The 22282-nt window shown below is 67.9% G+C and carries 25 protein-coding genes; 7 read left to right on the plus strand and 18 right to left on the minus strand.

All coding sequences use genetic code 11. The annotated features are described in order from the left end of the window. Positions 1–39: 39 nt before the first annotated feature. From GJV80_RS12585 to GJV80_RS24575, 3 genes are all read right to left on the minus strand, one after another. Positions 40–504: an Hsp20/alpha crystallin family protein gene (locus GJV80_RS12585; RefSeq protein WP_154688192.1), complete on the minus strand. Its 465-nt coding sequence runs from the start codon at positions 502–504 to the stop codon at positions 40–42. A 115-nt stretch (positions 505–619) separates the two neighbouring features. Then, on the minus strand, positions 620–1291 hold the full coding sequence (locus tag GJV80_RS24570; RefSeq protein WP_154688193.1) for an AI-2E family transporter: 672 nt from the start codon (positions 1289–1291) through the stop codon (positions 620–622). Continuing rightward, positions 1278–1850, minus strand: a complete 573-nt coding sequence (locus tag GJV80_RS24575) for an AI-2E family transporter (protein ID WP_154688194.1) — start codon at positions 1848–1850, stop codon at positions 1278–1280. The genes GJV80_RS24570 and GJV80_RS24575 overlap by 14 nt, the downstream gene beginning before the upstream one ends. Positions 1851–2000: 150 nt before the next feature. Between GJV80_RS24575 and GJV80_RS12600 the strand changes: the two genes are divergently transcribed. Next, positions 2001–2678, plus strand: coding sequence for a uracil-DNA glycosylase (locus GJV80_RS12600; protein WP_230207639.1), 678 nt, complete (start codon positions 2001–2003; stop codon positions 2676–2678). Here GJV80_RS12600 and GJV80_RS12605 read toward each other — a convergent pair. The 3 genes from GJV80_RS12605 to GJV80_RS12615 form a co-directional block, all read right to left on the minus strand. After that, positions 2675–3829 (minus strand): cystathionine gamma-synthase, encoded by a 1155-nt coding sequence (locus GJV80_RS12605; protein WP_154688196.1) that lies wholly within the window; start codon positions 3827–3829, stop codon positions 2675–2677. The genes GJV80_RS12600 and GJV80_RS12605 overlap by 4 nt on opposite strands. Positions 3830–3918: 89 nt before the next feature. Further along, positions 3919–4650, minus strand: coding sequence for a dienelactone hydrolase family protein (locus tag GJV80_RS12610; RefSeq protein ID WP_154688197.1), 732 nt, complete (start codon positions 4648–4650; stop codon positions 3919–3921). After that, complete coding sequence (locus GJV80_RS12615) at positions 4647–5132, minus strand: MarR family winged helix-turn-helix transcriptional regulator (protein WP_154688198.1); 486 nt, start codon at positions 5130–5132, stop codon at positions 4647–4649. Before GJV80_RS12615 ends, GJV80_RS12610 begins: the two co-directional genes overlap by 4 nt. A gap of 108 nt (positions 5133–5240) precedes the next feature. On the opposite strand from GJV80_RS12615, the gene GJV80_RS12620 reads away from it, so the two are divergent. After that, positions 5241–6692 carry an MFS transporter gene (locus GJV80_RS12620; protein ID WP_154688199.1) on the plus strand — a complete coding sequence of 484 codons (1452 nt, stop codon included), beginning with the start codon at positions 5241–5243 and terminating at the stop codon, positions 6690–6692. Between the two features lie 89 nt (positions 6693–6781). Then, positions 6782–8095 carry an amidohydrolase family protein gene (locus GJV80_RS12625; RefSeq protein WP_154688200.1) on the plus strand — a complete coding sequence of 438 codons (1314 nt, stop codon included), beginning with the start codon at positions 6782–6784 and terminating at the stop codon, positions 8093–8095. A 21-nt stretch (positions 8096–8116) separates the two neighbouring features. Here the strand turns inward: GJV80_RS12625 and GJV80_RS12630 are convergent, their stop codons facing one another. From GJV80_RS12630 to GJV80_RS12645, 4 genes are all read right to left on the minus strand, one after another. Beyond that, positions 8117–9676, minus strand: coding sequence for a gamma-glutamyltransferase family protein (locus tag GJV80_RS12630; protein ID WP_154688201.1), 1560 nt, complete (start codon positions 9674–9676; stop codon positions 8117–8119). 4 nt (positions 9677–9680) lie between these two features. Continuing rightward, complete coding sequence (locus GJV80_RS12635; protein ID WP_154688202.1) at positions 9681–10580, minus strand: LLM class flavin-dependent oxidoreductase; 900 nt, start codon at positions 10578–10580, stop codon at positions 9681–9683. 68 nt (positions 10581–10648) lie between these two features. Next, positions 10649–10984, minus strand: a complete 336-nt coding sequence (locus GJV80_RS12640) for a putative quinol monooxygenase (protein WP_154688203.1) — start codon at positions 10982–10984, stop codon at positions 10649–10651. Between the two features lie 76 nt (positions 10985–11060). Continuing rightward, positions 11061–12050, minus strand: coding sequence for a transglutaminase-like domain-containing protein (locus tag GJV80_RS12645; RefSeq protein WP_154688204.1), 990 nt, complete (start codon positions 12048–12050; stop codon positions 11061–11063). Between the two features lie 136 nt (positions 12051–12186). On the opposite strand from GJV80_RS12645, the gene GJV80_RS12650 reads away from it, so the two are divergent. Both GJV80_RS12650 and GJV80_RS12655 read left to right on the plus strand, forming a co-directional pair. After that, entirely contained in the window at positions 12187–12597 is a 411-nt protein-coding gene (locus tag GJV80_RS12650; RefSeq protein WP_154688205.1) for a YciI family protein, read from the plus strand. Between the two features lie 20 nt (positions 12598–12617). Continuing rightward, positions 12618–13886: an RNA polymerase sigma factor gene (locus tag GJV80_RS12655; protein WP_154688206.1), complete on the plus strand. Its 1269-nt coding sequence runs from the start codon at positions 12618–12620 to the stop codon at positions 13884–13886. Here GJV80_RS12655 and GJV80_RS12660 read toward each other — a convergent pair. Together GJV80_RS12660 and GJV80_RS12665 are read right to left on the minus strand one after the other, a co-directional pair. Beyond that, complete coding sequence (locus tag GJV80_RS12660) at positions 13858–14289, minus strand: hypothetical protein (protein ID WP_154688207.1); 432 nt, start codon at positions 14287–14289, stop codon at positions 13858–13860. The genes GJV80_RS12655 and GJV80_RS12660 overlap by 29 nt on opposite strands. Positions 14290–14292: 3 nt before the next feature. Continuing rightward, a complete protein-coding gene (locus GJV80_RS12665; RefSeq protein ID WP_154688208.1) occupies positions 14293–14649 on the minus strand; it encodes a hypothetical protein in 357 nt (118 codons plus the stop codon). Between the two features lie 76 nt (positions 14650–14725). Between GJV80_RS12665 and GJV80_RS12670 the strand changes: the two genes are divergently transcribed. Continuing rightward, positions 14726–15406, plus strand: coding sequence for an NUDIX hydrolase (locus GJV80_RS12670; protein WP_230207640.1), 681 nt, complete (start codon positions 14726–14728; stop codon positions 15404–15406). Positions 15407–15442: 36 nt separating this feature from the next. Here GJV80_RS12670 and GJV80_RS12675 read toward each other — a convergent pair whose 3' ends face one another. Together GJV80_RS12675 and GJV80_RS12680 are read right to left on the minus strand one after the other, a co-directional pair. Next, positions 15443–16810 (minus strand): cystathionine beta-synthase, encoded by a 1368-nt coding sequence (locus tag GJV80_RS12675; RefSeq protein ID WP_154688209.1) that lies wholly within the window; start codon positions 16808–16810, stop codon positions 15443–15445. A 115-nt stretch (positions 16811–16925) separates the two neighbouring features. Continuing rightward, positions 16926–17777 carry a Bax inhibitor-1/YccA family protein gene (locus tag GJV80_RS12680; protein ID WP_154688210.1) on the minus strand — a complete coding sequence of 284 codons (852 nt, stop codon included), beginning with the start codon at positions 17775–17777 and terminating at the stop codon, positions 16926–16928. Positions 17778–17914: 137 nt separating this feature from the next. Between GJV80_RS12680 and GJV80_RS12685 the strand changes: the two genes are divergently transcribed. Beyond that, positions 17915–18898: an SDR family oxidoreductase gene (locus tag GJV80_RS12685; protein WP_195908906.1), complete on the plus strand. Its 984-nt coding sequence runs from the start codon at positions 17915–17917 to the stop codon at positions 18896–18898. Positions 18899–19003: 105 nt separating this feature from the next. On the opposite strand, the gene GJV80_RS12690 is transcribed toward GJV80_RS12685, so the two are convergent. From GJV80_RS12690 to GJV80_RS12705, 4 genes are all read right to left on the minus strand, one after another. Further along, positions 19004–19420 (minus strand): ChaB family protein, encoded by a 417-nt coding sequence (locus GJV80_RS12690; protein WP_154688212.1) that lies wholly within the window; start codon positions 19418–19420, stop codon positions 19004–19006. Between the two features lie 47 nt (positions 19421–19467). After that, positions 19468–20286: a sigma-70 family RNA polymerase sigma factor gene (locus tag GJV80_RS12695; protein WP_154688213.1), complete on the minus strand. Its 819-nt coding sequence runs from the start codon at positions 20284–20286 to the stop codon at positions 19468–19470. A gap of 116 nt (positions 20287–20402) precedes the next feature. Then, positions 20403–21137 carry a GAF and ANTAR domain-containing protein gene (locus GJV80_RS12700; protein ID WP_195908908.1) on the minus strand — a complete coding sequence of 245 codons (735 nt, stop codon included), beginning with the start codon at positions 21135–21137 and terminating at the stop codon, positions 20403–20405. A gap of 114 nt (positions 21138–21251) precedes the next feature. Continuing rightward, positions 21252–21905 carry an alpha/beta fold hydrolase gene (locus tag GJV80_RS12705; protein WP_154688215.1) on the minus strand — a complete coding sequence of 218 codons (654 nt, stop codon included), beginning with the start codon at positions 21903–21905 and terminating at the stop codon, positions 21252–21254. Between the last annotated feature and the right edge of the window lie 377 nt (positions 21906–22282).

Here is a 22282-nt window from a genome sequence, read left to right on the forward strand (position 1 = left end):
GGGTCCACCTGACAATTCTGGCTGACCGGTCCGCCCTGATCAGTCGATGCTGATCCGGGTGCGGTCTGCGCGGTCGGACTTCGGCAGTTCGACGTGCAGGACGCCGTCGATCAACCTCGCCGTTACCGCCTTGTCATCCACCGGCCCGGGCAGATTGAGCTCATAGACGAACGACCCCATCAACCGGCCGGAGTGCCGGACGATCCCGGCGCGGTCCGGCCGTTTCCGCGTACCGCGGACGACGACCCGCCTGCCGGCGACGCCGACCGTGACGTCGGACCGGGCAACTCCGGGCAGATCGAGGTCGAGAATGTAGCGGTTGTCCGCCTCGACGAGATCGCCCGTCGGGACGAACTCGGCCGCCCGGTCGGCGCCGCTGCGCAGGGCGCTGAGCAGCTGCCCGAGCCGCCGGTCGAGCAGCGGCGGGGTCTCGAAGAAGGGTGCATCCGGCCAGGGGTTCCAGGCCGCCAACTCCTCGGAGCGCCTTCGGCTCGGAATGCTCATGATCTGTTCCTCTCCTCCGAGCACACCTTTGCTGGGATGCGATACCCCAACACTGGTTGAGGATGATCACGACCGGTATCGACCAAAGGCGCAGCCGGGTCGGGACCTTTGCCTGCTACTTGGCTTTGATCATCACCGGGTCGGCGGACACCTGAGGCTCCTTCCGTTCAGCCAGGTATTGCACGAAGGTCTTCGCGAACGCCAGGATCGGGATCGACATCAGCGCACCGACGATGCCGCCGACGATGACGCCGATCGCGATGCCCAGCAGGACGGCGAGCGGGTGCAGTTTGACGGCGCGGCCGAGCAGGAATGGTTGAAGGATGTGTCCCTCCAACTGCATGACGGCGATGATGCCGGCAAGCATGATCAACGCCTGGACCCAGCCCAGCATCACCAGGGCGACGAACACGGCGACGAAGCCGGAGACGAACGCGCCGATCAGCGGTACGAAGGCGCCGAGGAAGACCAGCGCGGCCAACGCCGCTGCCCCGGGCACGTGCAGGATGAGCGCAACGATCAGCACGCCGATCGCATCGGAAAAGGCCACCAGGATCGTTGCCCGGACGTAGTGCACCAGCGAGGTCCAGCCGGTCCGCGCCGCGCCGTCGATCCTTCGCCGGGCCCGGTTCGGAGCCAGTTTGATCAAGAAGGACCAGATGCCGCCGCCGTCGTAGAGGAAATAGAAGGTGGCGAACAGGGTGATCGCCAGGCCGGCGAAGAAGTGCCCGATGCCGGTGCCGACGCCGGCGGCGTACTTGGCGATGGTGCTGCTACTGCTGTTCAGGGAACTCCCGGACCTGGTCGGTCAGCTTGTCGATCTGCAAGAACTCCTGCGGCACGTTGAGCGGACCGTTGGCCAACCAATCGGTGAGCTGGCTGAAGCCGTCGGCGACCTTGGTCCCCATCCCTTCGGCCTGGTCGGCGATCTGGGTGGCGATCAGGGTGACGGTGCCGGAGACCAGGACTACGCCGATGATCATGGACAGGGCCGCCGACAGGGCGCGTGGGAACCGGCGCCGGTTGAAGAAGTTGGCGACCGGCGAGATCAGCGCGGCCAGCAGGATGGCGATCGCGATCGGAATGGTGACCTCGGAGAGGTACCTCAGCACCCAGCCGATCCCGGCGACCATGGCCGCGATGATGATCAACCGCCAGGCCCAGCTGGCCGCGACGCGGAAGCCCCACGGCACCTCGCCCTCGATCAACTCCTGGTCGGACGGGGGCGGCTCCGGCGGATCGGCGACCCCCGGAGATCGGCCGGCATCCGGATTCCCGGCAGGCTCGTCGACAGGGCGACGCGGACGACGCATCCGCCCGATGCCGAGGCGACTTCGGTTTGCCACGTCGATCCCTCCTGGTCTCCAGACCGTGTTCTACCCCGGCCCGGCGCCGGCATCACTGCGGCGTCCGCAATCCGGGATCACCAAGGTACGCGACAGGCCTGCGGCATGGCACGATCGGCGAGGAGCCGACGGAGAATCGAAGGAGTGCCAGTGTCGCCGAAACCGCTGACCGAGCTGATCAGTCCGGACTGGGCCGCGGCGTTGCAGCCCGTGTCGGCGGTGGTAGGGGCGATGGGCGAATTCCTCCGCTCCGAGCTGGCCGCCGGCCGCGGCTATCTTCCGGCCGGCGACGCCGTGTTGCGGGCCTTCACCCGGCCGCTGGCCGAGGTTCGGGTACTGATCGTCGGTCAGGACCCGTACCCCACGCCGGGCCATCCGGTCGGGCTGTCCTTCTCGGTTGCGCCGGACGTCCGGCCGATCCCGCGCAGCCTGAACAACATCTACGCAGAACTCGAGGCCGATCTCGGCATCCCCCGCGCTGGGTCGGGCGATCTGACCCCGTGGTTCGAGCAGGGTGTCCTGCTGCTGAACAGGGTGCTGACGGTCCAGCCGGGTCGGCCGGGTTCCCATCGGGGCAAGGGCTGGGAGCATGTGACCCAGCGCGCCATCGAAGCCCTGGTCGACCGGGGCGGGCCGCTGGTTGCGATCCTGTGGGGTCGTGACGCACAGTCGCTGATCCCGATGCTCGGGCCGGTTCCGTACATCAAGAGCGCTCACCCGTCGCCGATGTCGGCCGACCGCGGGTTCTTCGGGTCGCGCCCGTTCAGTCGTGCCAACGAGTACCTGACGGCCGCGGGCGCGGATCCGATCGACTGGCGGCTGGCCTAACCGAGGGCCGAATCCAGGTCGGCGAGCAGGTCGTCGACCTTCTCGATGCCGACACTGAGCCGGACCAGATCGGCCGGGACCTCCAGGGCCGTGCCGGAGACGGACTGGTGGGTCATCCGACCTGGATGTTCGATCAGCGATTCGACACCACCGAGTGATTCGCCCAGGGTGAAGATCTCGGTCCTGCCGCAGGCGTCGACGGCGGCCTGCTCCCCCGCCGCAACCCGGAAACTGATCATGCCGCCAAAGTCGCGCATCTGCTTGGCGGCAAGATCATGACCGGGATGGGTCGCCAGCCCCGGGTAGAAGACCTCGGCAACCCCCGGATGGTCCGCGAGCCAGGAGGCGATGATGCGGGCGTTGGCGCAGTGCCGGTCCATCCGTACGGCCAGTGTCTTCAATCCCCGCAACACCAGCCAGCAGTCGAACGGCCCGGCGACGGCACCGATAGCGTTCTGCGACCAGGCGAGTCGCTCGCCCAGTTCGGCATCGCGGGTGATCAGCGCACCGCCGACCACGTCGGAGTGTCCGCCGCAGTACTTGGTGGTGGAGTGCACGACGACGTCGGCGCCGAGTTCCAGCGGCTGCTGCAGGTAGGGCGTGGCGAAGGTGTTGTCGACAACGACCACCGCGCCCGCGCTGTGTGCGGCCTCGCTCAGCGCCGCGATGTCGGCGATGGTGAGCAGCGGATTGGTCGGCGTCTCCAGCCAGACAACGCGGGTACGACCGGGCCTGATGGCCGCCGCCACCGCCTCAGCATCGTTGACCGGCACGGGCGTGCTGGTGATTCCCCAGCGGGCATGCAGCTTGGCGAACTGGCGGTACGTGCCGCCGTACGCGTCATTGGGCAGCAGTACCTCGTCCCCAGGCTCGGTGATGGTCCGCACCAGCGTGTCCTCGGCAGCCAGCCCGCTGGCGAAGGCCAGACCACGAACGCCGGACTCGAGGGCGGCCAGGCACTCCTCCAGGGCGGTCCTCGTGGGGTTGCCGGAGCGTGAGTACTCATAGCCGTTGCGCAGCCCGCCGACCCCGTCCTGGGCGTAGGTCGAGGTGGCGTAGATGGGTGGTACCACCGCGCCGGTGGTCGGATCGGGCTCCTGTCCGGCATGGATGGCCAGCGTCTCGAAACCGGGATCGGGCTGTCGGCTCATAGCTGGCGAGCGTACCGGTTGGGCGCCACGGCCCCGGCGGGGAAGATGGGCCGGAACACCGGTCGATCAGGCGGACTGTGATCTGCCGGTCACAGGTTGCGGGCAAGGAACTCCACGGTGATCGCCCAGGCGTCGGCGGCCGCCTCGGCGTCGTAGTTGCTGCCGGAGTCGTTGAAGAAGGCGTGCCCGGCCCCCGGGTAGATTCTGGTGGTGAAGTCGACGCCGGCCACGTGCATCCGTCGGGTGACCTCCGGCAGGCCGCTGATCAGGCGCTCGTCGTCCCCGCCGTAGATGGCCAGCACCGGGCGTCTGATCGTGCTGACCGAGACCTGGTCGGGCGGGGCACCGTAGAACGGCACCGCGGCACGGATCCGGGGATCGGTTGCTGCCAGTCCGAAGCTGTAGGTTCCGCCGAAACAGAAGCCGACGACGCCCATCCGGCCGTCGACCCCGGGCTGACCGGCAAGATCATCGACAACCCCGGTCAGTGCGTGCAACGCCCAGCCGCCGTACTGCGGGTCGTGAGCAGGCGCCATCCGTTCGCGAAACGTGGGCTGGGCTGCGACCCTGACCTTCTCGTCGGGGTGCTGCATGAGTTCCAACAGTTCCCGGCCGGCCCGTGGCGTGATACCGGCGTGGCTGAGGATGTCGGGTGCGTACGCGACGTAGCCGGCCGCAGCGAACCGGTCGGCAACCGATTCGATGTGGTCGACGAGCCCCCAGATCTCGTGGATCACGATCAGACCGCCCTTGATCTCCCCGGACGGGACGGCTCGATAGATGTCGACCTGGGATTCGGCGTCCGCACCCGCTGTACTCATCTGCTCCTCGATTCTCTTGCCCCGCCGTTCCCGGACGAGCTGCCGACCGACGAACCGATCAGTTGCTCCGCGAGGGCCTCCAGGGCTCCGAGCGCGCCGACGATCGCCTCCTGATCGGCCTGGCTGAGCTGTTCGAAGCACGCCGACAGTACTTTGCCGCGCTCAGTCCGGACTCGTTCGTGCACCCGTTGACCGTTCTCGGTCACCTCCACCAACGCGGATCGCAGATCCTGCGGATTCTGCCGCCGGCTGATCAGACCGAGTTCATCCAGCCGGCCGACGATCCGCGACACCATCGTCGGATTGAGTCCCTCGATGGCCGCCAGGTCGGACAGGCTGAGCGGCCCGCGTCGGCGGATCAGACCGAGCGCCGACGCCTGGGACGGCGTCAGCCCCTCGTGCGCCGCCGAGGCGTTGAGCTGCCGGGACAGTCGCATCACGACACCCCGCAGGCGCGCGGACACGTCGAGGTCCACAGACACCCCCTCATCGGGTCGTTCGACCGGCGTTTACTTGCTTGCCGGCACGCAATATAGTTGGGGCCCGACCGTACCGGTCCCACCTGACCACCTTAGGGACATCTGCCAGGAATGCCGCGCCGCCAGCCAACAAGCGTCCTCAGCCCGTCGACCGACACCGACCCGAAGACTCCGCCCGACGGGAAACCCGCAATCGCCGGCGACGAACCGCTACCCCGCAGACGGCTGGTCTTCGGCATCGTCGCCATGGCGCTGTTCATGGCGTCGGTGGATCAGACGGTCGTCGCGACCGCCCTGGCAGCGATCCAGCGCGATCTCGGTGCCTCCATCGAGTGGAGCGGCTGGACGATCACCATCTACTCGCTCGGCCAGGTCCTGGTGCTTCCGCTGGCCGGGAAGTTCGCCGACATGTTCGGACGGCGACGGGTGTTCCTTGCCGCCGCCGCATTGTTCACCGTCGCCTCGTTGTGCTGTGGTCTGGCGCACAACATCGCACTGCTGGTGGTGCTGCGGGCGATCCAGTCGATCGGCGGTGGATCGTTCCTGCCGGCGGCGAGCGGGCTGGTGGCCGATCATTTCGGCCGCAACCGGGATCGGGCCCTTGGCATGTTCACCTCCATCTTCCCGATCGGCGGCATCGTCGGTCCGATCCTCGGCGGCATCTTCGTCACCTATTGGTCCTGGCGCGGCATCTTTCTGGTCAACGTGCCGATCGGCGCCGTCTTGATCATCCTCGGACTGATCTTCCTCCCGAAGGGTCATCGCACACCGGGAAAGTCGATCGACGTCTACGGATTGATCTTGTTGGGCATGCTGATCCTTGGCACCATGCTCGGCGTCACGCATCTCGGCAACAGCAACGGCTCGGTGCTCAGCGTGGGATTCCTTGTCCCGGAAGCGATCGCGGCCACCTCGTTGGTGCTGTTCCTCCGGCACGCCGCCCGCGGCCGTGCACCGTTCATCCCGATGAATCTGCTCCGCGGTCGGGGTTTCGGCGTGATGAATCTGATCAACTTCCTGCAGGGTGCCGCCGCGATCGGGTTCGGCGCACTGGTGCCGCTGTATGCGGAGAGCCGCTACGACATCCCCACCCTGCAGGCCGGAACGCTGCTGACCGCTCGCGCCGTCGGGATGATCTGTGTCGCCGGACTGGCCACCTTCGCGTTGCGCCGAACAGGCTATCGACCACCGATGACCATCGGCTTCTCGCTGTTGATCGTCGGCATGGTGGCGACGGCGATCGGGGCACCGCAGGGCATCACCCCGTTCCTCTGGTTGTCGATCGCCTCGGGGGTCTGCGGAGTCGGCATGGGCCTCGCCCTGCCCGCGGCCAACAATGCGATCCTGCAACTGGCACCCGATCAGGTGGCCGGGATCTCCGGCATGCGGGGCATGTTCCGTCAGGGCGGGTCGATCATGGCGGTGTCGATCGCGACCGCGATCATTGCTCGAAGCAGTGATCACGGGATGACCCTCGGGCACATCTTCATCGGCTTCGGCTGCCTGATGGTCCTGGTGCTGCCGTTGATCTACAAGGTTCCGGAGCATCGCGGCGGTTGGTGATCGGCTTGGCGGGCCCCGCCGCCTGTCGGTACGGTTCCCAGACAGGAGAGGACCACGCGATCACCGCCGATCGCAGCCGAGAGGAACCCATGCCGGATGCCGCCGCCCACACCGCCCGTCTGCCCCGCACGCCGGTCGACGACGGCGTGTCGCTACGGCTGGTGCACGGCCGACTGATCGACGGAACCGGTGCGGCCCCGGTCACCGACGCCGAGGTGGTGATCACCGGCGACCGGATCAGCTATGCCGGCGCCTACCGTGCGGGACTTGCTGACGGCGCAACGGTGGTCGACCTGGCCGGCAGAACGGTGCTTCCGGGTTTCATCGACGCCCACCTGCACATGGGCAGCAATCTCGAGGCACCCCTGACCAAGCAGCAGGGCGCGTTCCCGTCGGAGAGGGCGCTGGACACCACGATCAACCTCCGCCGTACCCTGATGGCCGGTGTCACCACCGCCCGTGATCTGGGTGGGATCGACGCCGGCTTCCGGCAGGCGATCGCCGACGGCACGGTTCTCGGGCCGCGGCTGCATCTGGCACTCTCGGCGCTGTCACCGACCGGCGGGCATTCGGATTATCACCTGGCCAACGGAGCCCAGACTCGCGGCTTCGCCGTGCTGGATCCGATCGTCGACACCGACGACGACGTACGCCGTACCACCCGGTTGCTGATCAGGTCGGGCGCAGACGTGATCAAGGTCTGCACCAGCGGCGGAGTCTCCAGCCCGTCCGACCAGCCGACCGATGTCGGCGTACCGGCGGAGCACATCAAGATCATCCGCGAGGAGGCCGACAAGCGCCAGGGCCAGCCGGTCGCCGCGCATGCCCAGGGGCTCCAGGGCATCCTGGAGGCCGTCCGCGGCGGGGTGAGCAGCGTCGAGCACGGCTACCAGATCGACTCGGAGGCCGTCGACCTGATGCTCAGCAACGGCACGATGCTGGTGCCGACGCTGAGCGCCGCGCTGCGGGTCCCGGATCCCGCACTGGTGCCCGGTTACCTGTACGAGAAGAAGGTGCGCTGGTCGGCGATCGCCCGGGAACACATCGCCAAGGCGTTGGTCCTTGGGGTCAAGGTCGCGATGGGCACCGATTCCGGCGTCTGCCCGCACGGCAGGAATCTCGGCGAGCTCGGCCATCTGGTCGAACTCGGCCTGTCGCCGATGGAGGCGATTCTGGCCGGGACGAGGAACGCCGCGGAACTGCTCCGGCTCAGTGATCAACTGGGTACCGTGGCCGAGGGCCGGCTGGCCGATCTGGTGATCACCGGCGTCGACCCATTGGGCGACATCGGTGCGCTGGCCGATCCGACGAGCATCGGTGCGGTCCTGCAGGGCGGCCGGCTGGTCAAGGACTCCTACGGCTGGTTCCCGGGTTCACCGGTGGTGCCGGCGATCTCTGCGTGATCCGGGCTTCGCTCGTCTCGATCAGTCGCCGCCGTCGGCACGGGGATCCGAGCCCCATCCCACCTGGCCCGGTACGTCGGTGGTCCAGACCGCGTGTGCATGGCCGAGCCGGTTGTCGTTCATCGCGACCGTCTCGGTGGCAGCCGCTGCGGCAAGCTCGGAGCGTACGGTGTCCTCCAGCCGTTCGTCGGCGAGCACCGATCGCTCGTCCGCACCACGCTGGACCACCCAACGCGGTGCGCCGACCGCCTGCTGGGGATGATCGCCGGCCAGGATCCGACTGAGCACCTGGGTGATGATGAACGGCTGGTTGTGGCCGCCCATCGTGGCGATCGCTCCGACGGTGCGACCGTCCCGGCGCATCAGTGACGGCATCAACGTGTGCGGTGGGCGGCGGCCACCCGTCAGATGGCCCGGTCGCCGCGGATCGAGGCTGAAGCCACTGCCCCGGTTGTGCGCCAGGATCCCTGTCGAGGGTTCGAGCACCCGGGAGCCGAAGGTGCCGGCGACACTCTGCACCGAACTGACCCACAGACCCTCGGAGTCCACGGCCACCATTCCGACCGTGTCGCCGCCCAGCGGCGGCGCAGGTTCGCCGACCGGCGTTGGCCCGGCCCCCTCCCGGCGGATCGCTTCCGCCTGTGCAGCTACTCGGTCGGCGGCAAGTACGGCGTCGACGTCCACCTCGACGAACTCCGGGTCAGCGGAGATGGCATCCCGCTCCTGGCCGGCGAGTGCGACGGCTGCCATGATCATCGCCGCCTGGTCCTTGGCGGCCGGATCGTCCAGTCCCAGCTCGGCCATCAGCCGAAGGATCTTCAACAAGGTGAAACCCTGCGAACTCGGCGGTGTGGTGAGCACGTCGAGGCCGGCGTATCGGACCGACAGCGGTACGGTCCGGTCGGTGGTGTGTCGGGCAAGATCATCGGCAGTGATCACCGAGCCGGCGCGCTGCAGGCCGTCGGCGTAGCGGCGCCCGACGTCCCCGCCGTACAACGTCGTCGGCCCCTCGGCCGCGATCCGGTCCAGGGTCGCGGCCAAGGCTGGTTGACGAAGTTGATCACCCTCGGCGAGCACCACACCGTCGGAGAAGAACACGTCAGCGCAGCCGGCGTCCATGATCAACACATCCGCAAGTTTGGCCAGGTCGCGGGCCAGTGCCGGGGCGACAGGGCTGCCGTCGGCGGCAAGATCACGGGCCGGCGCGATCAACTCCGCCAACGCCGTGCTCCCCCAGCTCCGGTGCAGATCGCCCCAGGCGGCCACCAGTCCGGGCACGCTGATCGAGTGTGGTCCTTCACCGGGCACGTGACTGTGACCCTGGTCGATCAGCAGCTGGGCCGACAGCGCGGCCGGGGCCCGGCCGGTGCCGTTGACCGCGATCGGGTCGCCGGATGGCGGAGCGACCAGCGTCCAGGTGTCTCCGCCGAGCGTGACGTTCTGCGGATACACAACACTGAGCACGGCGCTGGCAGCGATCACGGCATCGACCGCCGAACCGCCGGCCTCCAACACGGCCTGTCCCGTACGGGTCGCCCGTCGGTCCGGTGTGACGATCCTGCCGCCTGTTGATCGGGTCACGCTGTCAGACTCCCTTCGCCAATTCCGGTTTGACCTCCCGCCCGAGGAGGGTGATCAGCCCCTCAAGATCGGGCTCGTCGGCCGTGGGCTGGACACCGTAACCGGTGATGCCGAACGACGCGTAGCGGCGGGCCGATTCGACGATGTCGGCGGCGTCACCCGCGACACCGATCCCTCGGCCGGGTGAGGCATCCCAGAGCGGAAGTTCGGCGTCCAAGCGCCGCTGGGCGTCCGGGCCTGTGACCACGATCTCACAGCCGATGATCTGGGGATCGTCTGCATCCGGTCGACCGGCCTTGGACTTCGCGCTGCGTACCGCCTCGCCGACGGCCCGGACCTCCTCGTCGGTCAGGGCGTTGACGAGCAGGTTGCCGTCACCGAGCTCAGCGGCCAACGCGACCGCCTTCGGACCGGCGCCACCGACCATCAGCGGCGGCATCACCGGAGGTGGCCAGGTCAGGCGTACTCGATCGAGGTGCACATAACGGCCGTCGACGGTCACGGTCTCGCCCTGCAGCAGCCGGCGGATCGCGGTGGCCTGTTCACGCAGCAGGGTGAGCGGAGAGGACACCCGGACTCCCGCCTGGCCCATCCACGCCTGGACGCCGTGACCGATGCCGGCGACGAACCGGCCAGGGAACATCCGGGCGATGGTGGCGATTTCCATCGCGGTCAGCGCGGGATTTCGGAGCGGAACCGGCAGCAGGGTGATACCGACCCGGAGCTGATCGGTCCAGGCCAGCGCCGCCGTCGCCGAGGCGATGCCACTCTGTTTGAAGGAGTCCTCCCAGACCCACAGATCGTCAAGGCCGACGCGGTCGGCCAGTTGCGCGAGCTCGCGGAGACGCTCCGGTGGAATGGTCGGCGGGATGTGGATGCCCAGGCGCAGGCTGCTGGCTGCCATGGGTACAGCCTGCCGGATGCCGCTCGGGGGATCCCTGGCAGGTCCCGGCCACCGACCGGCCGCCGGCCTCAGCTGCGATCGGGGACGCTCAGCTCCCCCATCTCCGACCATCCGGTGCGGTCCGGGATCTCGACGTTGATGATCTCCGGCGTCCTGGCCAGCATCGACGGCATCAGTTCCATCGCCGCCGTGAAATGATCAGTCGCCACGTGGTCTGCGCCCGCGTCCGCGTCGGCGAATCCTTCGACCAGGACGAACTGGTTGGGGTCGTCGACGCTGACCGACCAGTCGAACCACAGGTTGCCGGGCTCGGCGCGGACCGCCTGGGTGAACGGATCGACGGCAGGAAGCCACGCGTCGCGGTGTTCGGGCAGCACGGTGAACTTCACAACGATGAGGATCATGCGCCCCAGCATGCACCCCGGCAGCGGGTCGGACACTCCGGCCGTCCCGGCGGAAGCGCGACTGCCCGTCTGTCACCTAGGCCTGAACGGCGGTCAGGTCCGTCGTTGTCGGCGGGTCACCGTAGGGCGAGTTGGTCTGTACCGTCGTTCCCGGCCCGACCCTCGGATCGGTACGCACCCGGTCGATCAGTCGCCGTTCTGCATCGGCATCTCCGGAATCGGCGGCGATGATCAACTCCGACAGTTCGTCGGCGGCCGCGGCTTCGTCGGCGGTGAGACCTTCGGGCGAGCTGAGCGGCGCCCAGCCGTCCCAGAGCAACAGTTCGATGCCGGCCCGGAACGCGGCGTCGTAGAAGACCGCGCCCTGCAGGAACCAGTCGCCACCGACCGGTACACCCGGGGCGACGCCGTACCGCTGCGGATCGATGGTCCCGGCGCGGTAGGCCTGCCAGGACTCCGCGGCGGTGGTGAACGGACTGTCCGGACCGTGCGGAATGTCCTGTGGCGTCGGCAGCAACTTCATCGGCTCGGCGATCTCCGGGTCGAAACGCAGCCAGCGATGTTCCTCGGGCAGCCAGGTCTCGACGATCACATGATCGAAGTCGTAATCCGGAAGGAAGTAGTGGGAGAAGCCGTACCTGATCCGTGCCGGCACGGCGTGCTCGCGCAGCACCGCGGCGCTGAACAGGGAGTGATCGCGGCAGCAGCCCTGGACCCGGGTCATCGGGTCGCGCTCCACCGCCAGCGGCCCGCTGTGACGTTGTTGATCGAGGTCGAGGATCGTTGCTACCCACCTGGCGTTGATTTCGTCCTTGGTCTCCTCGGGAAGATCGAGACCGGACGCCCGGTAGTGGATGATCAAGTTCCGGGCGACGGCCGACAGCGCCGGGATCCGCGGCGGAACCGCCGCCAGCAGGTCACGATACCGGCCGGGATCGCTGTACGGACTGTGTATCGCCCAGGGCGACGGGTCGTAGTCGGTGGGCCACCAATCGCGCCCGTCCGGATGTTCGGTCGGTGAGGCGGCACCGGATCGGGTGTCTTCGGAGAGGTTCGTCTCGGTCATGGCACAACTGCAGCACCTCACGTAGCGTGAGAGTCAAGAGCAACGATCGGTGTCGAATTCACCGTCGACCGTTCGACGTGCCGGTGAGACACTGCCGGCGCCCGTCCGGGGGGCCGGCGCAGACGAAGGAGTATCGATGCGTGTCCTGGCGTGCATGATGGGCAACGAGGAGTCCGAGGCCAATGTTCTTCCACCTCCGGAACTGTTCGAGGCCATGGGCCGATTCAACGAGGAGTTGGTCAAGGACGGCGTCCTGCTGGCCGCCGACGGGCTGACACCGACCTCGGCCGGCGCGAAGGTGAAGTGGACCGGATCGGGCCCGACCGTGATCGACGGGCCGTTCACCGAGGCCAAGGAGGTCGTCGCCGGCTTCTGGATCGTCGAGGTCAGTTCGCTGGCCGAGGCGGAGGAGCGGTTCAAGCGCTGTCCGTGCGGCGAGGGTGCCGAGATCCAGCTCCGTCCGATCCAGGAAGCGGAGGACTTCGCCGACGCGATGTCGGAGGAGACCAGGAGACGGGCCGAGGAATTGCAGGCCCGGATCCGTTGATCCGGTGTTGAATAGTCCGGGTGACCGGCGCACCCGTCGACGACGTCCGAGCCAGCATCGACGCCGTGTGGCGGATCGAGTCTGCCCGCGTGGTGGCTGCGCTCGCCCGGCTGCACGGTGACCTCGGCCTGGCCGAGGAGACGGCCCAGGAGGCCCTGGTGGCGGCCCTGGAACAGTGGCCTCGCGACGGGATCCCGCGCAACCCGGCTGCCTGGCTGATGACCACCGGCCGACGGCGGGCGATCGACCGGATCCGTCGCGAGGTCAACCTCCGGGAGAAGGTCGCCGTCCTCGCCTCGGACCTTGATGATCATGACGATCCCTACGACGAAGCCGACAGCCGGCTCGATGATCAGATCGGCGACGACATGTTGCGGTTGATCTTCACCGCCTGCCATCCGGCGCTGAGCACGGAGGCCCGGATCGCGCTGACCCTGAAGACCGTCGCCGGGCTCAGCACCGCGGAGATCGCCCGGGCGTTCCTGAGCACGGAGTCGACGATCGCGCAGCGCATCGTCCGGGCCAAACGCACGCTGTCCGCCCGCAGGGTGGGCTTCGCGGCGCCGACGGCCGAGGAGTTGCCGGAGCGGCTGCCACCGGTGCTGTCGGTGATCTACCTGATCTTCAACGAGGGCTACGCGGCCAGCAGCGGCGACGACTGGTTCCGGCCCGAGCTGTGCCGGGATGCGCTGCGTCTCGGGCGGATGTTGTGCAATCTGCTGCCGAACGAGTCTGACGTGTTCGCCCTGACAGCATTGATGGAGTTCCAGGCGTCCCGGCTGGCTGCCAGGACCACCCGGGACGGCCAGCCGATCCTGCTCCTCGATCAGAACCGGGCGCTCTGGGACCGGTTGTCGATCACCCGCGGCCTGCGCAGCCTGCAGCGGGTACGCGAGCTGGGTGGGACCCGGACGAGCTATGCGCTGCAGGCTGCCATCGCCGCGCAACATGCCCGGGCCGCGACGGCCGAGGACACCGACTGGGTGGCGATCGCCGCCCTCTACGAGACTCTGGCCGAGACCGCGCCGTCGCCGATCGTGGAGCTCAACCGGGCGGTCGCCCTCGGAATGGCGTACGGACCGCAGGCCGGTCTCGATCTTGTCGACCAGTTGCGGGACTTTCCCGAGCTGGAGCGCTACCACCTGTTGCCCAGCGTGCGGGGGGACCTGCTCGCGCGGCTCGGTCGCGACGCCGAAGCAGCCGACGAGTTCCGGCGGGCGGCCGAACTGGCCGGCAACGATCAGGAACGGGCGTTGTCGCTCAGTCGCGCCCGCGCGCTGGAGAGCTAGGCGTCGTCCGTGAGCGGGTGCGCCACAGCCAGAACAGCCCGAGGAACGGCAGCACCAGCGGCACGAAGCCGTACCCGATCCCGTACACCGACCAGACGGTGGCCCTGGGGAACTCCTGCGGGGCGAGCACGCTCACCGTGCCCACGGTCAGCACGCCGACCAGCTCGGTGCCGATGGTCGCCCAGGCCATCCCGCGCCCCGTCCGGCTGCCCAGCGCCAGCGAGACCGTCGCCAGGATGTAGACCAGGCCGGAGAACGCCGACAGCAGGTAGGCCAGCGGCGCGTCCTGGAAATCGGTGATCAGTTGGACAACGGCCCGGGAGGTGGCGGCAAGCGCGAACAGGCCGTAGACGGCGATCAGGACCCGGCCCGGGCCGGACCGCGTCGGATGCGGATCGATCACCGCTCACACGCTCCACAGTTCGAGCAATCTCAGGGACATGACGGCGATCGCCACTCCGGCAATGGTCATCACCAGCCCGGAGTAGCGGCTGCGGTCGCTGATCCCCCACCAGATCGCCGCCGGCATCAGCACGACGATCCCCGCGAGGTAACCGATCGAGGTCGCCGTCTCGGCGGGCCCGTGCCCGCGCCCGATCGACACGAACCCGACCACAGACTGGACGATGACCGCGAGCTCGACGAGGAAGGCCCAGTAGAACTGTGCGTTACCCGGCGGCCGACCGCGGACTGCTGACACGGCACCCCAGATCGCCGCCACGACCGCGACGCCGATCACCGCATAGCTCAGCCACGTGATCATGCCGGGTACCTCACAACTACACACCGTAGTGGACGAGGCGTCCGGGCGGTGATCCAGCCTCGGGCATGATGGGCGGGTGGTCATCGTTGGGCAGGGACGCGACGGGCGACGGCTGGCCGAGTTCGATCTCGGTCATGGCGACGACCCGGACAAGCAGCTGGCCGTACGCGGTCTCCGCACTGTCCGGCCGCTCCGCGCCGCGGGCAGTGACGGCGATCTGACAGTGACGATGCTGGTCGAGCCGGGCGCCCCCGACGGCGTGCCGAGTGGTCCGATGCCGCGGGAGCACCGGCCGTCGACGGACGGGAACGGCTCCGCCGACGGACCGGCCGTACGCCGACAACGCATCGCCGCCTACGCCTGGGTCGAGTCCAGCCGCGGGATCCTCGCCGCCGAGTTCTACCGGCCGGTTCCCGGTGGCCGGTGGGGTCTGCCGGGCGGTGGTCTCGACGAGCGCGAGGAGCCGGTCGACGCCGTGCATCGGGAGGTCATGGAGGAGACGTCGCAGCGGATCGAGCTCGGCGAGCTGGTTCGGGTGGATACCCGGCACTGGATCGGCCGCAGCCCGGCGGGCGTCCTCGAAGACTTCCATGCGGTACGGCTCATCTACCGCGCCCGCTGCCCCGAACCGACGGATCCGGTCGTGATCGACGTCGGCGGCACGACGACGGCCGCCGCCTGGTTCCCCTACGAGTCCTGGCCTGACCAGCCCTGGAACACGGGCTGGCGGGACCTCCTGGTCACCCTGTTCGGCTGACCGCAGCAGGCCTCGGGTCCTGCGTCGGATGTCGGCTCAGATGTCGGTCAGCAGATCCTGCCGGGTGACGATGCCGGCCGGCCTGCCGCCTTCCAGGACGAGCAGGGCGTCGTTGGCGACGAGAGCGGCGACGGCGTCGGCGACCGGCTCGCTCGCGCCCAGCATCGGCAGCGCCGGTTCCATCACGGTCTCCACCGCGGCAGCTGGCTGGACCTCGTGGTTGAAGAGTGCGCCCAGCAGTCCGCGTTCACTGACCGACCCGACCACCTCGGCCGCCATCACCGGCGGTTCGGCACGCACCACCGGCATCTGCGAGACGCCGTACTCCCGCAGGATCTGCACCGCCTCGGCGACGGTCTCGTTCGGGTGGGTGTGCACCAGTGTCGGCAGCGCGCCGGACTTCTCCCGCAGCACGTCACCGACGGTGCGAACGGCGGCGTCCGGGCGCGGTGCGAAGCCGTACCGGGCGAGCCAGTCGTCGGAGAAGATCTTGGTCAGATAACCGCGGCCGGAATCAGGCAGCAGGACGACGATCACCGCATCCGGATCATCGAGGTCCTCGGCCAGCCGGACGGCCGCTGCAGCAGCCATGCCGGATGATCCGCCGACCAGCAGCGCCTCCTCGCGGGCCAGCCGCCTGGTCATCGCGAAGGAGTCCGAATCGGAGACTTCGATCACCCGGTCACAGATCTGGCGGTCGTAGTTCTCCGGCCAGAAGTCCTCGCCGACGCCCTCGACCAGATATGGGCGCCCGCTGCCTCCGGAGTACACCGAACCCGCGGGATCAGCGCCGATGATCTTGACTGCGCCGCCGGAGACCTCCTTGAGATAGCGTCCGGTTCCCGAGATGGTGCCGCCGGTCCCGATGCCCGCCACGAAGTGGGTGATCCTGCCGTCGGTCTGTTTCCAGATCTCCGGCCCGGTGCTCTCGTAGTGGCTGGTCGGGTTGTTCGGGTTGCTGTACTGGTCGGGTTTCCAGGCGCCGGGCGTGTCCCGCATCAGCCGGTCCGAGACCGAGTAGTAGGAGTCGGGATGCTCCGGTTCGACAGCCGTCGGGCAGACGACCACCTCGGCACCGTACGCCCGCAGCACGTTCCGCTTGTCCTCACTGACCTTGTCCGGGCAGACGAAGATGCAGCGGTAGCCCTTGGCCTGAGCGACGATGGCCAGCCCGACCCCGGTGTTTCCGCTGGTCGGTTCGACGATCACCCCGCCGGGCTTGAGCTTGCCCTCGTGTTCGGCGGCCTCGATCATCTTCACCGCGATCCGGTCCTTCACCGAGCCGCCCGGGTTGAGATATTCCACCTTCGCCAGGACCAGTGGTCTGGCGTCGCCGGTGACCCGGGTCAGCCTGAGCAGCGGGGTGTTGCCGACCAGTTCGATCAGCGAGTTCACATACTCCACGGACGCGAGCCTAACGCCGGACCAGTCCCGTCGCCCCGGCAAACACAACGGGCCGCGACCAGATCGGTCGCGGCCCGTTGGTCGGTCCACTCGAGGGCTGAGCCCGGGCTGGGCGTCAGCGTCTGAAATAGGACAGGATTCGCAGGATCTCCACGTACAGCCAGACCATGGTGACCGTCAGTCCGAACGCACCCAGCCAGGACTGGCTCGCCGGTGCACCCATCTTCACGCCGCGCTCGATGTAGTCGAAGTCGAGCACCAGGTTCAGCACGGCGAGGGTGACGCCGATCGCCGAGAAGAGCACCGAGAGCCCGCTGAAGCTGCCGACCCCGCGCAGTCCGAGGTCGACGCCGAACAGGGCGAACACCAGGTTGACCAACATCGTGATCGCGAACGCCGCGGTTCCGATCATCACGACCTTGCGGAACGTCGAGGTGACCCGGATGTTGAAGATCTTGTAGACCGCAAGGGTCACGCCGGCCGCGACGAACGTACCGATCACCGCCTGGGCGACGATCCCGTCGTAAAGGAACTCGAACAGCCGGCTGAGCATGCCGATGAAGATCCCCTGGACGGCCGAATAGACCAGGACCAGCGGCGGGCTGACCCGGTGTCGAAGGGTCACCACGAAGGCGGTGATGAAACCGACCACCGCGGAGAGCAACAACGCCGGCATCATGGCCGCCTGCGGGATCACTCCGGAAGAGATGCCCCACCAGCTGACCACGGCCGCAGCCACCAGGACGGCCATGGTCACGGCGGTCTTGGTGATCACGTCGTCGAAGGTCATCCGGCCCTCGGCCGGTGTCTGCACAGCAGGTCCCTGGCCGTAGCCGTACTGCTGGTCGAAAGTAGCTTGGTTGGCGAACGGGGACTGGCCGTACGGGCCGTGCGCCTGGCCGCCGGCCGGCGCTGCCGGTGTGAACGCGTCCCGCCTGGAAAGTACCGGGTTCGAACTACGCAACATTGACTGTCCTCACATCGAATCGACGGACCTGGCGGTCCGTCTCCCCAAAGTGTAGGTGCCGCGCACTGGTCGAATGCTGTGCGTACGGTGTGATTGTTCGGGTACCCGTGACCGGGACGCCGGAAGGGATGAACACGATGAGCGATCCACGACGCACACACAAGCCGGTGGCCTGGGTGGCGGGAGCATCCCGGGGTCTCGGCCTGGCGATTGCCCGCGAACTGGGCAATGCCGGTCACCGGGTCCTGATCACCGCACGAACTCAGGACGATCTCGATCGCGCACAATCCGACCTTGTGGCCGAGGACATCGAGGTGATCACCCGGGTCCATGACGTGCGTGACGCCGAGGGGGCCCGTCAGCTGGTTTCAGACGTCGAATCCGGTTTCGGACCCATCGAGACACTGATCGCCGTTGCCGGTGTGCTCAAGGTCGGCCCGGTGCCGGATCGCGCCGAGGAGTACGCCGAGCCGATCGACATCATGCTTCGTGGCCCGATCAACGTCGTCCATGCCGTGCTCCCGGCGATGCGGGACCGAGGGCGTGGTCGGATCGGCGTAGTCACCTCGATCGCCGGGATCATTCCGGTACCGCACCTGGTCGCCTATTCGGCGGCCAAACACGGGGCCGTGGGATTCACCCGGGCCCTCGCCGAGGAGTTGGATGGCACGCCGATCACCGTGAGCACCATCATCCCGGGGCTGATGCGCACCGGAGGTCATTGGCACGGCGACTACGAGGGGCAGCCCGAGCGGGAGTACGTCTGGTTCACCGGGCTGTCCGCCGCGCCGTTGGTGTCGACGGATGCCGATCGAGCAGCCAAGATCATCGTCCGCGGCGTCATCCGGGGCCGGAGGAAGATCATCTTCACCCTGCCGGCCAGGGTGGGGGATCTGCTCTATCGGCTTTCGCCGGTTGCCGTCGGCGTCGCTGTCGGGCTGGCGGGGCGACTCCTGCCGGACTCCGATCGAGGCGAGCCCGCCGGACCGGATCAGGTCGGCCACGAGCATGCTCCCGGTTATCGCGCTGCGGCCCACACGCCGAGGATCTTCGACCGGTTGACGGTGTTGGCCGATCGTGCTGTTCGGCGGTTCAACCAGAGCACAGCTCACAACTCCTGACGCCGGCGACGACCCAAGAGCCGACGCTGAACCCAACGGCCCACCGGTCATGATCTTGACCGGCGGGCCGTTGGGTTCAGCTGTCGAGTGAGTCGGTTCAGTCGGTCAGGATCTGCTGGACCGTGCGTTGGCCTTCTGAATCGCTGAGACCAGCTCACTCTTCTTCATCTTGGACCGTCCGCGAATATCCAGTCGACGGGCGACATCCATCAGATGCTCCTTGCTGGCATTGGCATCCACGCCACCAGCTGTCTTCTTCCGGCTGCCCCGGCCTTGCGCAGCCTGGTCGTCCGACGGTCCGCGGGAGCCCTTGTTCTTGCGCTCCCAGTGATCGCCGACCTTCTCGTAGCTGTGCTTCAGCGCTGCGTACGCCGTCTGATGGGCTCGCCGGCCGTCCCCGTACTCGTCGGCCGCCGCATCGTGGGCCTTGGCAAAGGTTCGCTGGGCATGTTTGTCGGAGCGGGCGATGGTGTCCGGCAATTCGCTCTTGCGGGGCTCGCCGCCCTTCCTCAGCATCGGCATGACAACCTCCTCCCTTCCCGGCGATCACTACCCAGCGAGACGGCCGATCAAGCGGCGGTCGCGGTACGACCCTTGGCGATCTCTTCGCGCAAGGTCTTGGTGATCTTGCGGAGCCGACGGGAGACCGACATCTGGCTGATGCCGAGTTGGTCCGCAATCACCGACTGGGAACAGGATTCGACGAACCGCATACGCAGCAGCCGCAGATCGTCCTCGGTCAGTTTCTCGCACGCGGCACGGACCTGTCGCATCAAGTCCTCGTGCTCCAGCGCGTCATCGACCGCATCGAATCCGGTTTCGCTCTGCCCGATCACTGCCGCGGCCCAGGCGGGCGCCTCGGCGTTGTCCAACGAACTCGAGGTGAAGGCGTTGCTGTGCAGCACCTCGCTGACGTCGGAACGGTCGGCTCCGATCCAGTCGGCGATCTGCTGTGCGGTGGGTGTTGCGGCCTGTTCCTGGGCCAGATCGGACCAGCCGGCCATGACTTCGCTGTGCAGTTCCTGGAGCCGGCGCGGTGGGCGTACGGTCCAGCAATGATCACGGAAGTGTCTCTTGATCTCGCCGGTGATCGTCGGTACGGCGAACGACAGGAACGCGCCGTTGTCCGGGTCGAACCGGTTCACCGCGTGAACCAGACCGAGCCGGGCGACCTGGATGAGATCATCCAGATCCTCACCGCGGGATCTGTAGCGGCGGGCGAGCCCGTCCGCGACGGACAGGTTCAATTGGACTGCGAGGTCGCGGCATTGTTGCCGTTCGGCCTCTGAGGTGTAGACATCCCTCGCCCTGGTCAGCAACTCGATCGTTTGCTGCTCACGTCGAACTGAATCGTTGCGGGGATCGGATGTGACGGCACTTGCTTGCATGGTTCTCCGCCTTTGCAGGTCTGAGAACGTCCGTGGCAGGTTGCTCGACCACTGGACCTAATGAGAGCATGCCGAGCACTGTTTCCACAAGGTCCAGTTAAGCGATCTGCTTCAACTCACCGGCCAAGGTTGTCGCCGCCGGTCTCCCGCGGCCTCGAGGGCGTATCCGTGAGACCTTCCAGTCGGCGGGTTTCCACCAGTTCGGCGGCGATCTCCCGAAGCTTGGTGTTGCGGTTCTGGGACACCCGACGCAGCGCGTTGAAGGCGGCGTCGCCGTCCAGACCGTACCGCTCCATCAGGATGCCCTCGGCCTGGCCGATCAGCGTCCGGGACGCGATGGCCGACCTCAACGAGTCGCGCTCCTTGAGCTGGGAGACTGCAACGCCAACGTGGGCCGCGAACAGATACCCCGTGTCGACGACGTCGAGGTCGAACGCATGCGGCTTCGCGCTGTAGATGCTCAGCGCTCCCAGGACCTCACCCTCGGTGAACAGTTGGTAGCTGAGCATCGAGCGGAGACCGAGTTCGGCCACCACCCGGGCGGACCAGCCGGACCATCGGATCTCGTCGGCCAGATCGTCAAGGTAGACGACCACCTGACGGCCGATCGCGTGCAACAGGGGCCCTTCGGCGAGTTCGACCTGGAGTTGGTCGGCGCGGGCGGCGAGATCGGCCGTCGCCGCGGTGGTGTGGATCTGCTGATGACCGGTGATCAGACTGACTCCGACGACGTCTGCGCCGGAGAGCTCGGCCGCCAGCTCCGCCGCCCGTTGCAGCATCTCCGGCAGAGTGCTGATCTGCTCCAGCGTGCGGAGACTGTCGGCGTGCCAGTTCCCGAACGCGGTAGCCATGCCCGACCTCTCCTGTCGCGATCGACCAGGCGCAGCACAGGCTGCCGACGATCGCGCTGCCTTCTTACCGCGCATCCTGCCACAGGCGTCCCGCACGTATCGCGTCTCGCAACGTCACCGCTCGGAGACCAGCCGGGCGACCAGAGCCACGAAGCGGTCGTCGTCCCCGATCGGCCAGGAATGCGGCGCGTCGGGGATGACAAGCAGCCGCGCCCCCGCGCGTTGCGCGATGTCGGCCGCGAAGGGCAGCGGGCTGAGCAGATCGGTGTCGGCGTGGACGACGGTCACCGGCCGGCCCTCGGCGGCGCGCGGGAGCTCGGTCTCCAGCGGGACCTTGATCGCCGATTGCAGCCCTTGGTAGATGCCCCCTGGGCCGGCGTTGGTCCAGTCGTGGGCCTGCAGGGACAACCGGGGCGAATTGCGATGATCTTCACCACCTGCCCACGCGCGGAGTGCTGCGGCAGTCGACCGGCGAGCCGGGTCGAGCGTGGGACTGACCAGGAGCAGCCGTCGTACGGCCGGTGTCGCGATCGCCGCGAGGGTCGCGGCCTGGGTGCCGATCGACAGTCCGATCAGCAGATCGGCCGGACCGTGGTCGACCGCGTGGCGCGCGATCCGCTGGGCGTAGTCGGTCAGGTCGGTGCCGACGCTCCGCCAGCCGATCGGCGGCAGCAGGTCGACGTCGTGCCCGTGTGATCTCAGGCAGTCCGCCGACGGTCGCAGGTAATTGCGGACCGCGAGCCCGGGAACCATGATCACGTACGCCATCAGCGCAGCTCTTCGGTCGACAGCGGTCGGCGTACCTCGTCGGGATGCAGTGGTGTCCACGGCCGACTGCCGGCCGGGAGTCGATCAAGCGCCTGGCCGTAGCGCGCCAGGCTCCCGATGTCGTGCGGCCAGTCCTGCGGACGGGTGCCGAGCAGCACGGGCTCCGCGCCGTGTCGGGTGATCACCGTGGTGAAGTCCTCCGGGCCGGCGGCACCCGGCGACCGGGCACCGTGCTGGAAGCCCAGCACGAACACCTTCCGGTAGGGGTGGGCGGCGGCCAGGTACGCATCGAGTGCCGACACCGCTTCCTGCACAGGAAAGTACGTCCAGTACGGGACGAGCGCACGATTGATGGTCCGCCAAGGGTCGCCGAGGAT

It is taken from the genome of Microlunatus sp. Gsoil 973 (genome assembly GCF_009707365.1).
Taxonomy (GTDB): domain Bacteria; phylum Actinomycetota; class Actinomycetes; order Propionibacteriales; family Propionibacteriaceae; genus Microlunatus.

Bases quoted from the DNA above. Each gene is read 5' to 3' on its own strand.
- GJV80_RS12585 (WP_154688192.1), bottom strand. From the start codon at position 504: ATGAGCATTCCGAGCCGAAGGCGCTCCGAGGAGTTGGCGGCCTGGAAC.
- GJV80_RS12605 (WP_154688196.1), bottom strand. From the start codon at position 3,829: ATGAGCCGACAGCCCGATCCCGGTTTCGAGACGCTGGCCATCCATGCC.
- GJV80_RS12610 (WP_154688197.1), bottom strand. From the start codon at position 4,650: ATGAGTACAGCGGGTGCGGACGCCGAATCCCAGGTCGACATCTATCGA.
- GJV80_RS12620 (WP_154688199.1), top strand. From the start codon at position 5,241: ATGCCGCGCCGCCAGCCAACAAGCGTCCTCAGCCCGTCGACCGACACC.
- GJV80_RS12625 (WP_154688200.1), top strand. From the start codon at position 6,782: ATGCCGGATGCCGCCGCCCACACCGCCCGTCTGCCCCGCACGCCGGTC.
- GJV80_RS12635 (WP_154688202.1), bottom strand. From the start codon at position 10,580: ATGGCAGCCAGCAGCCTGCGCCTGGGCATCCACATCCCGCCGACCATT.
- GJV80_RS12640 (WP_154688203.1), bottom strand. From the start codon at position 10,984: ATGATCCTCATCGTTGTGAAGTTCACCGTGCTGCCCGAACACCGCGAC.
- GJV80_RS12645 (WP_154688204.1), bottom strand. From the start codon at position 12,050: ATGACCGAGACGAACCTCTCCGAAGACACCCGATCCGGTGCCGCCTCA.
- GJV80_RS12650 (WP_154688205.1), top strand. From the start codon at position 12,187: ATGCGTGTCCTGGCGTGCATGATGGGCAACGAGGAGTCCGAGGCCAAT.
- GJV80_RS12665 (WP_154688208.1), bottom strand. From the start codon at position 14,649: ATGATCACGTGGCTGAGCTATGCGGTGATCGGCGTCGCGGTCGTGGCG.
- GJV80_RS12680 (WP_154688210.1), bottom strand. From the start codon at position 17,777: ATGTTGCGTAGTTCGAACCCGGTACTTTCCAGGCGGGACGCGTTCACA.
- GJV80_RS12685 (WP_195908906.1), top strand. From the start codon at position 17,915: ATGAGCGATCCACGACGCACACACAAGCCGGTGGCCTGGGTGGCGGGA.
- GJV80_RS12690 (WP_154688212.1), bottom strand. From the start codon at position 19,420: ATGCCGATGCTGAGGAAGGGCGGCGAGCCCCGCAAGAGCGAATTGCCG.
- GJV80_RS12695 (WP_154688213.1), bottom strand. From the start codon at position 20,286: ATGCAAGCAAGTGCCGTCACATCCGATCCCCGCAACGATTCAGTTCGA.
- GJV80_RS12700 (WP_195908908.1), bottom strand. From the start codon at position 21,137: ATGGCTACCGCGTTCGGGAACTGGCACGCCGACAGTCTCCGCACGCTG.
- GJV80_RS12705 (WP_154688215.1), bottom strand. From the start codon at position 21,905: ATGGCGTACGTGATCATGGTTCCCGGGCTCGCGGTCCGCAATTACCTG.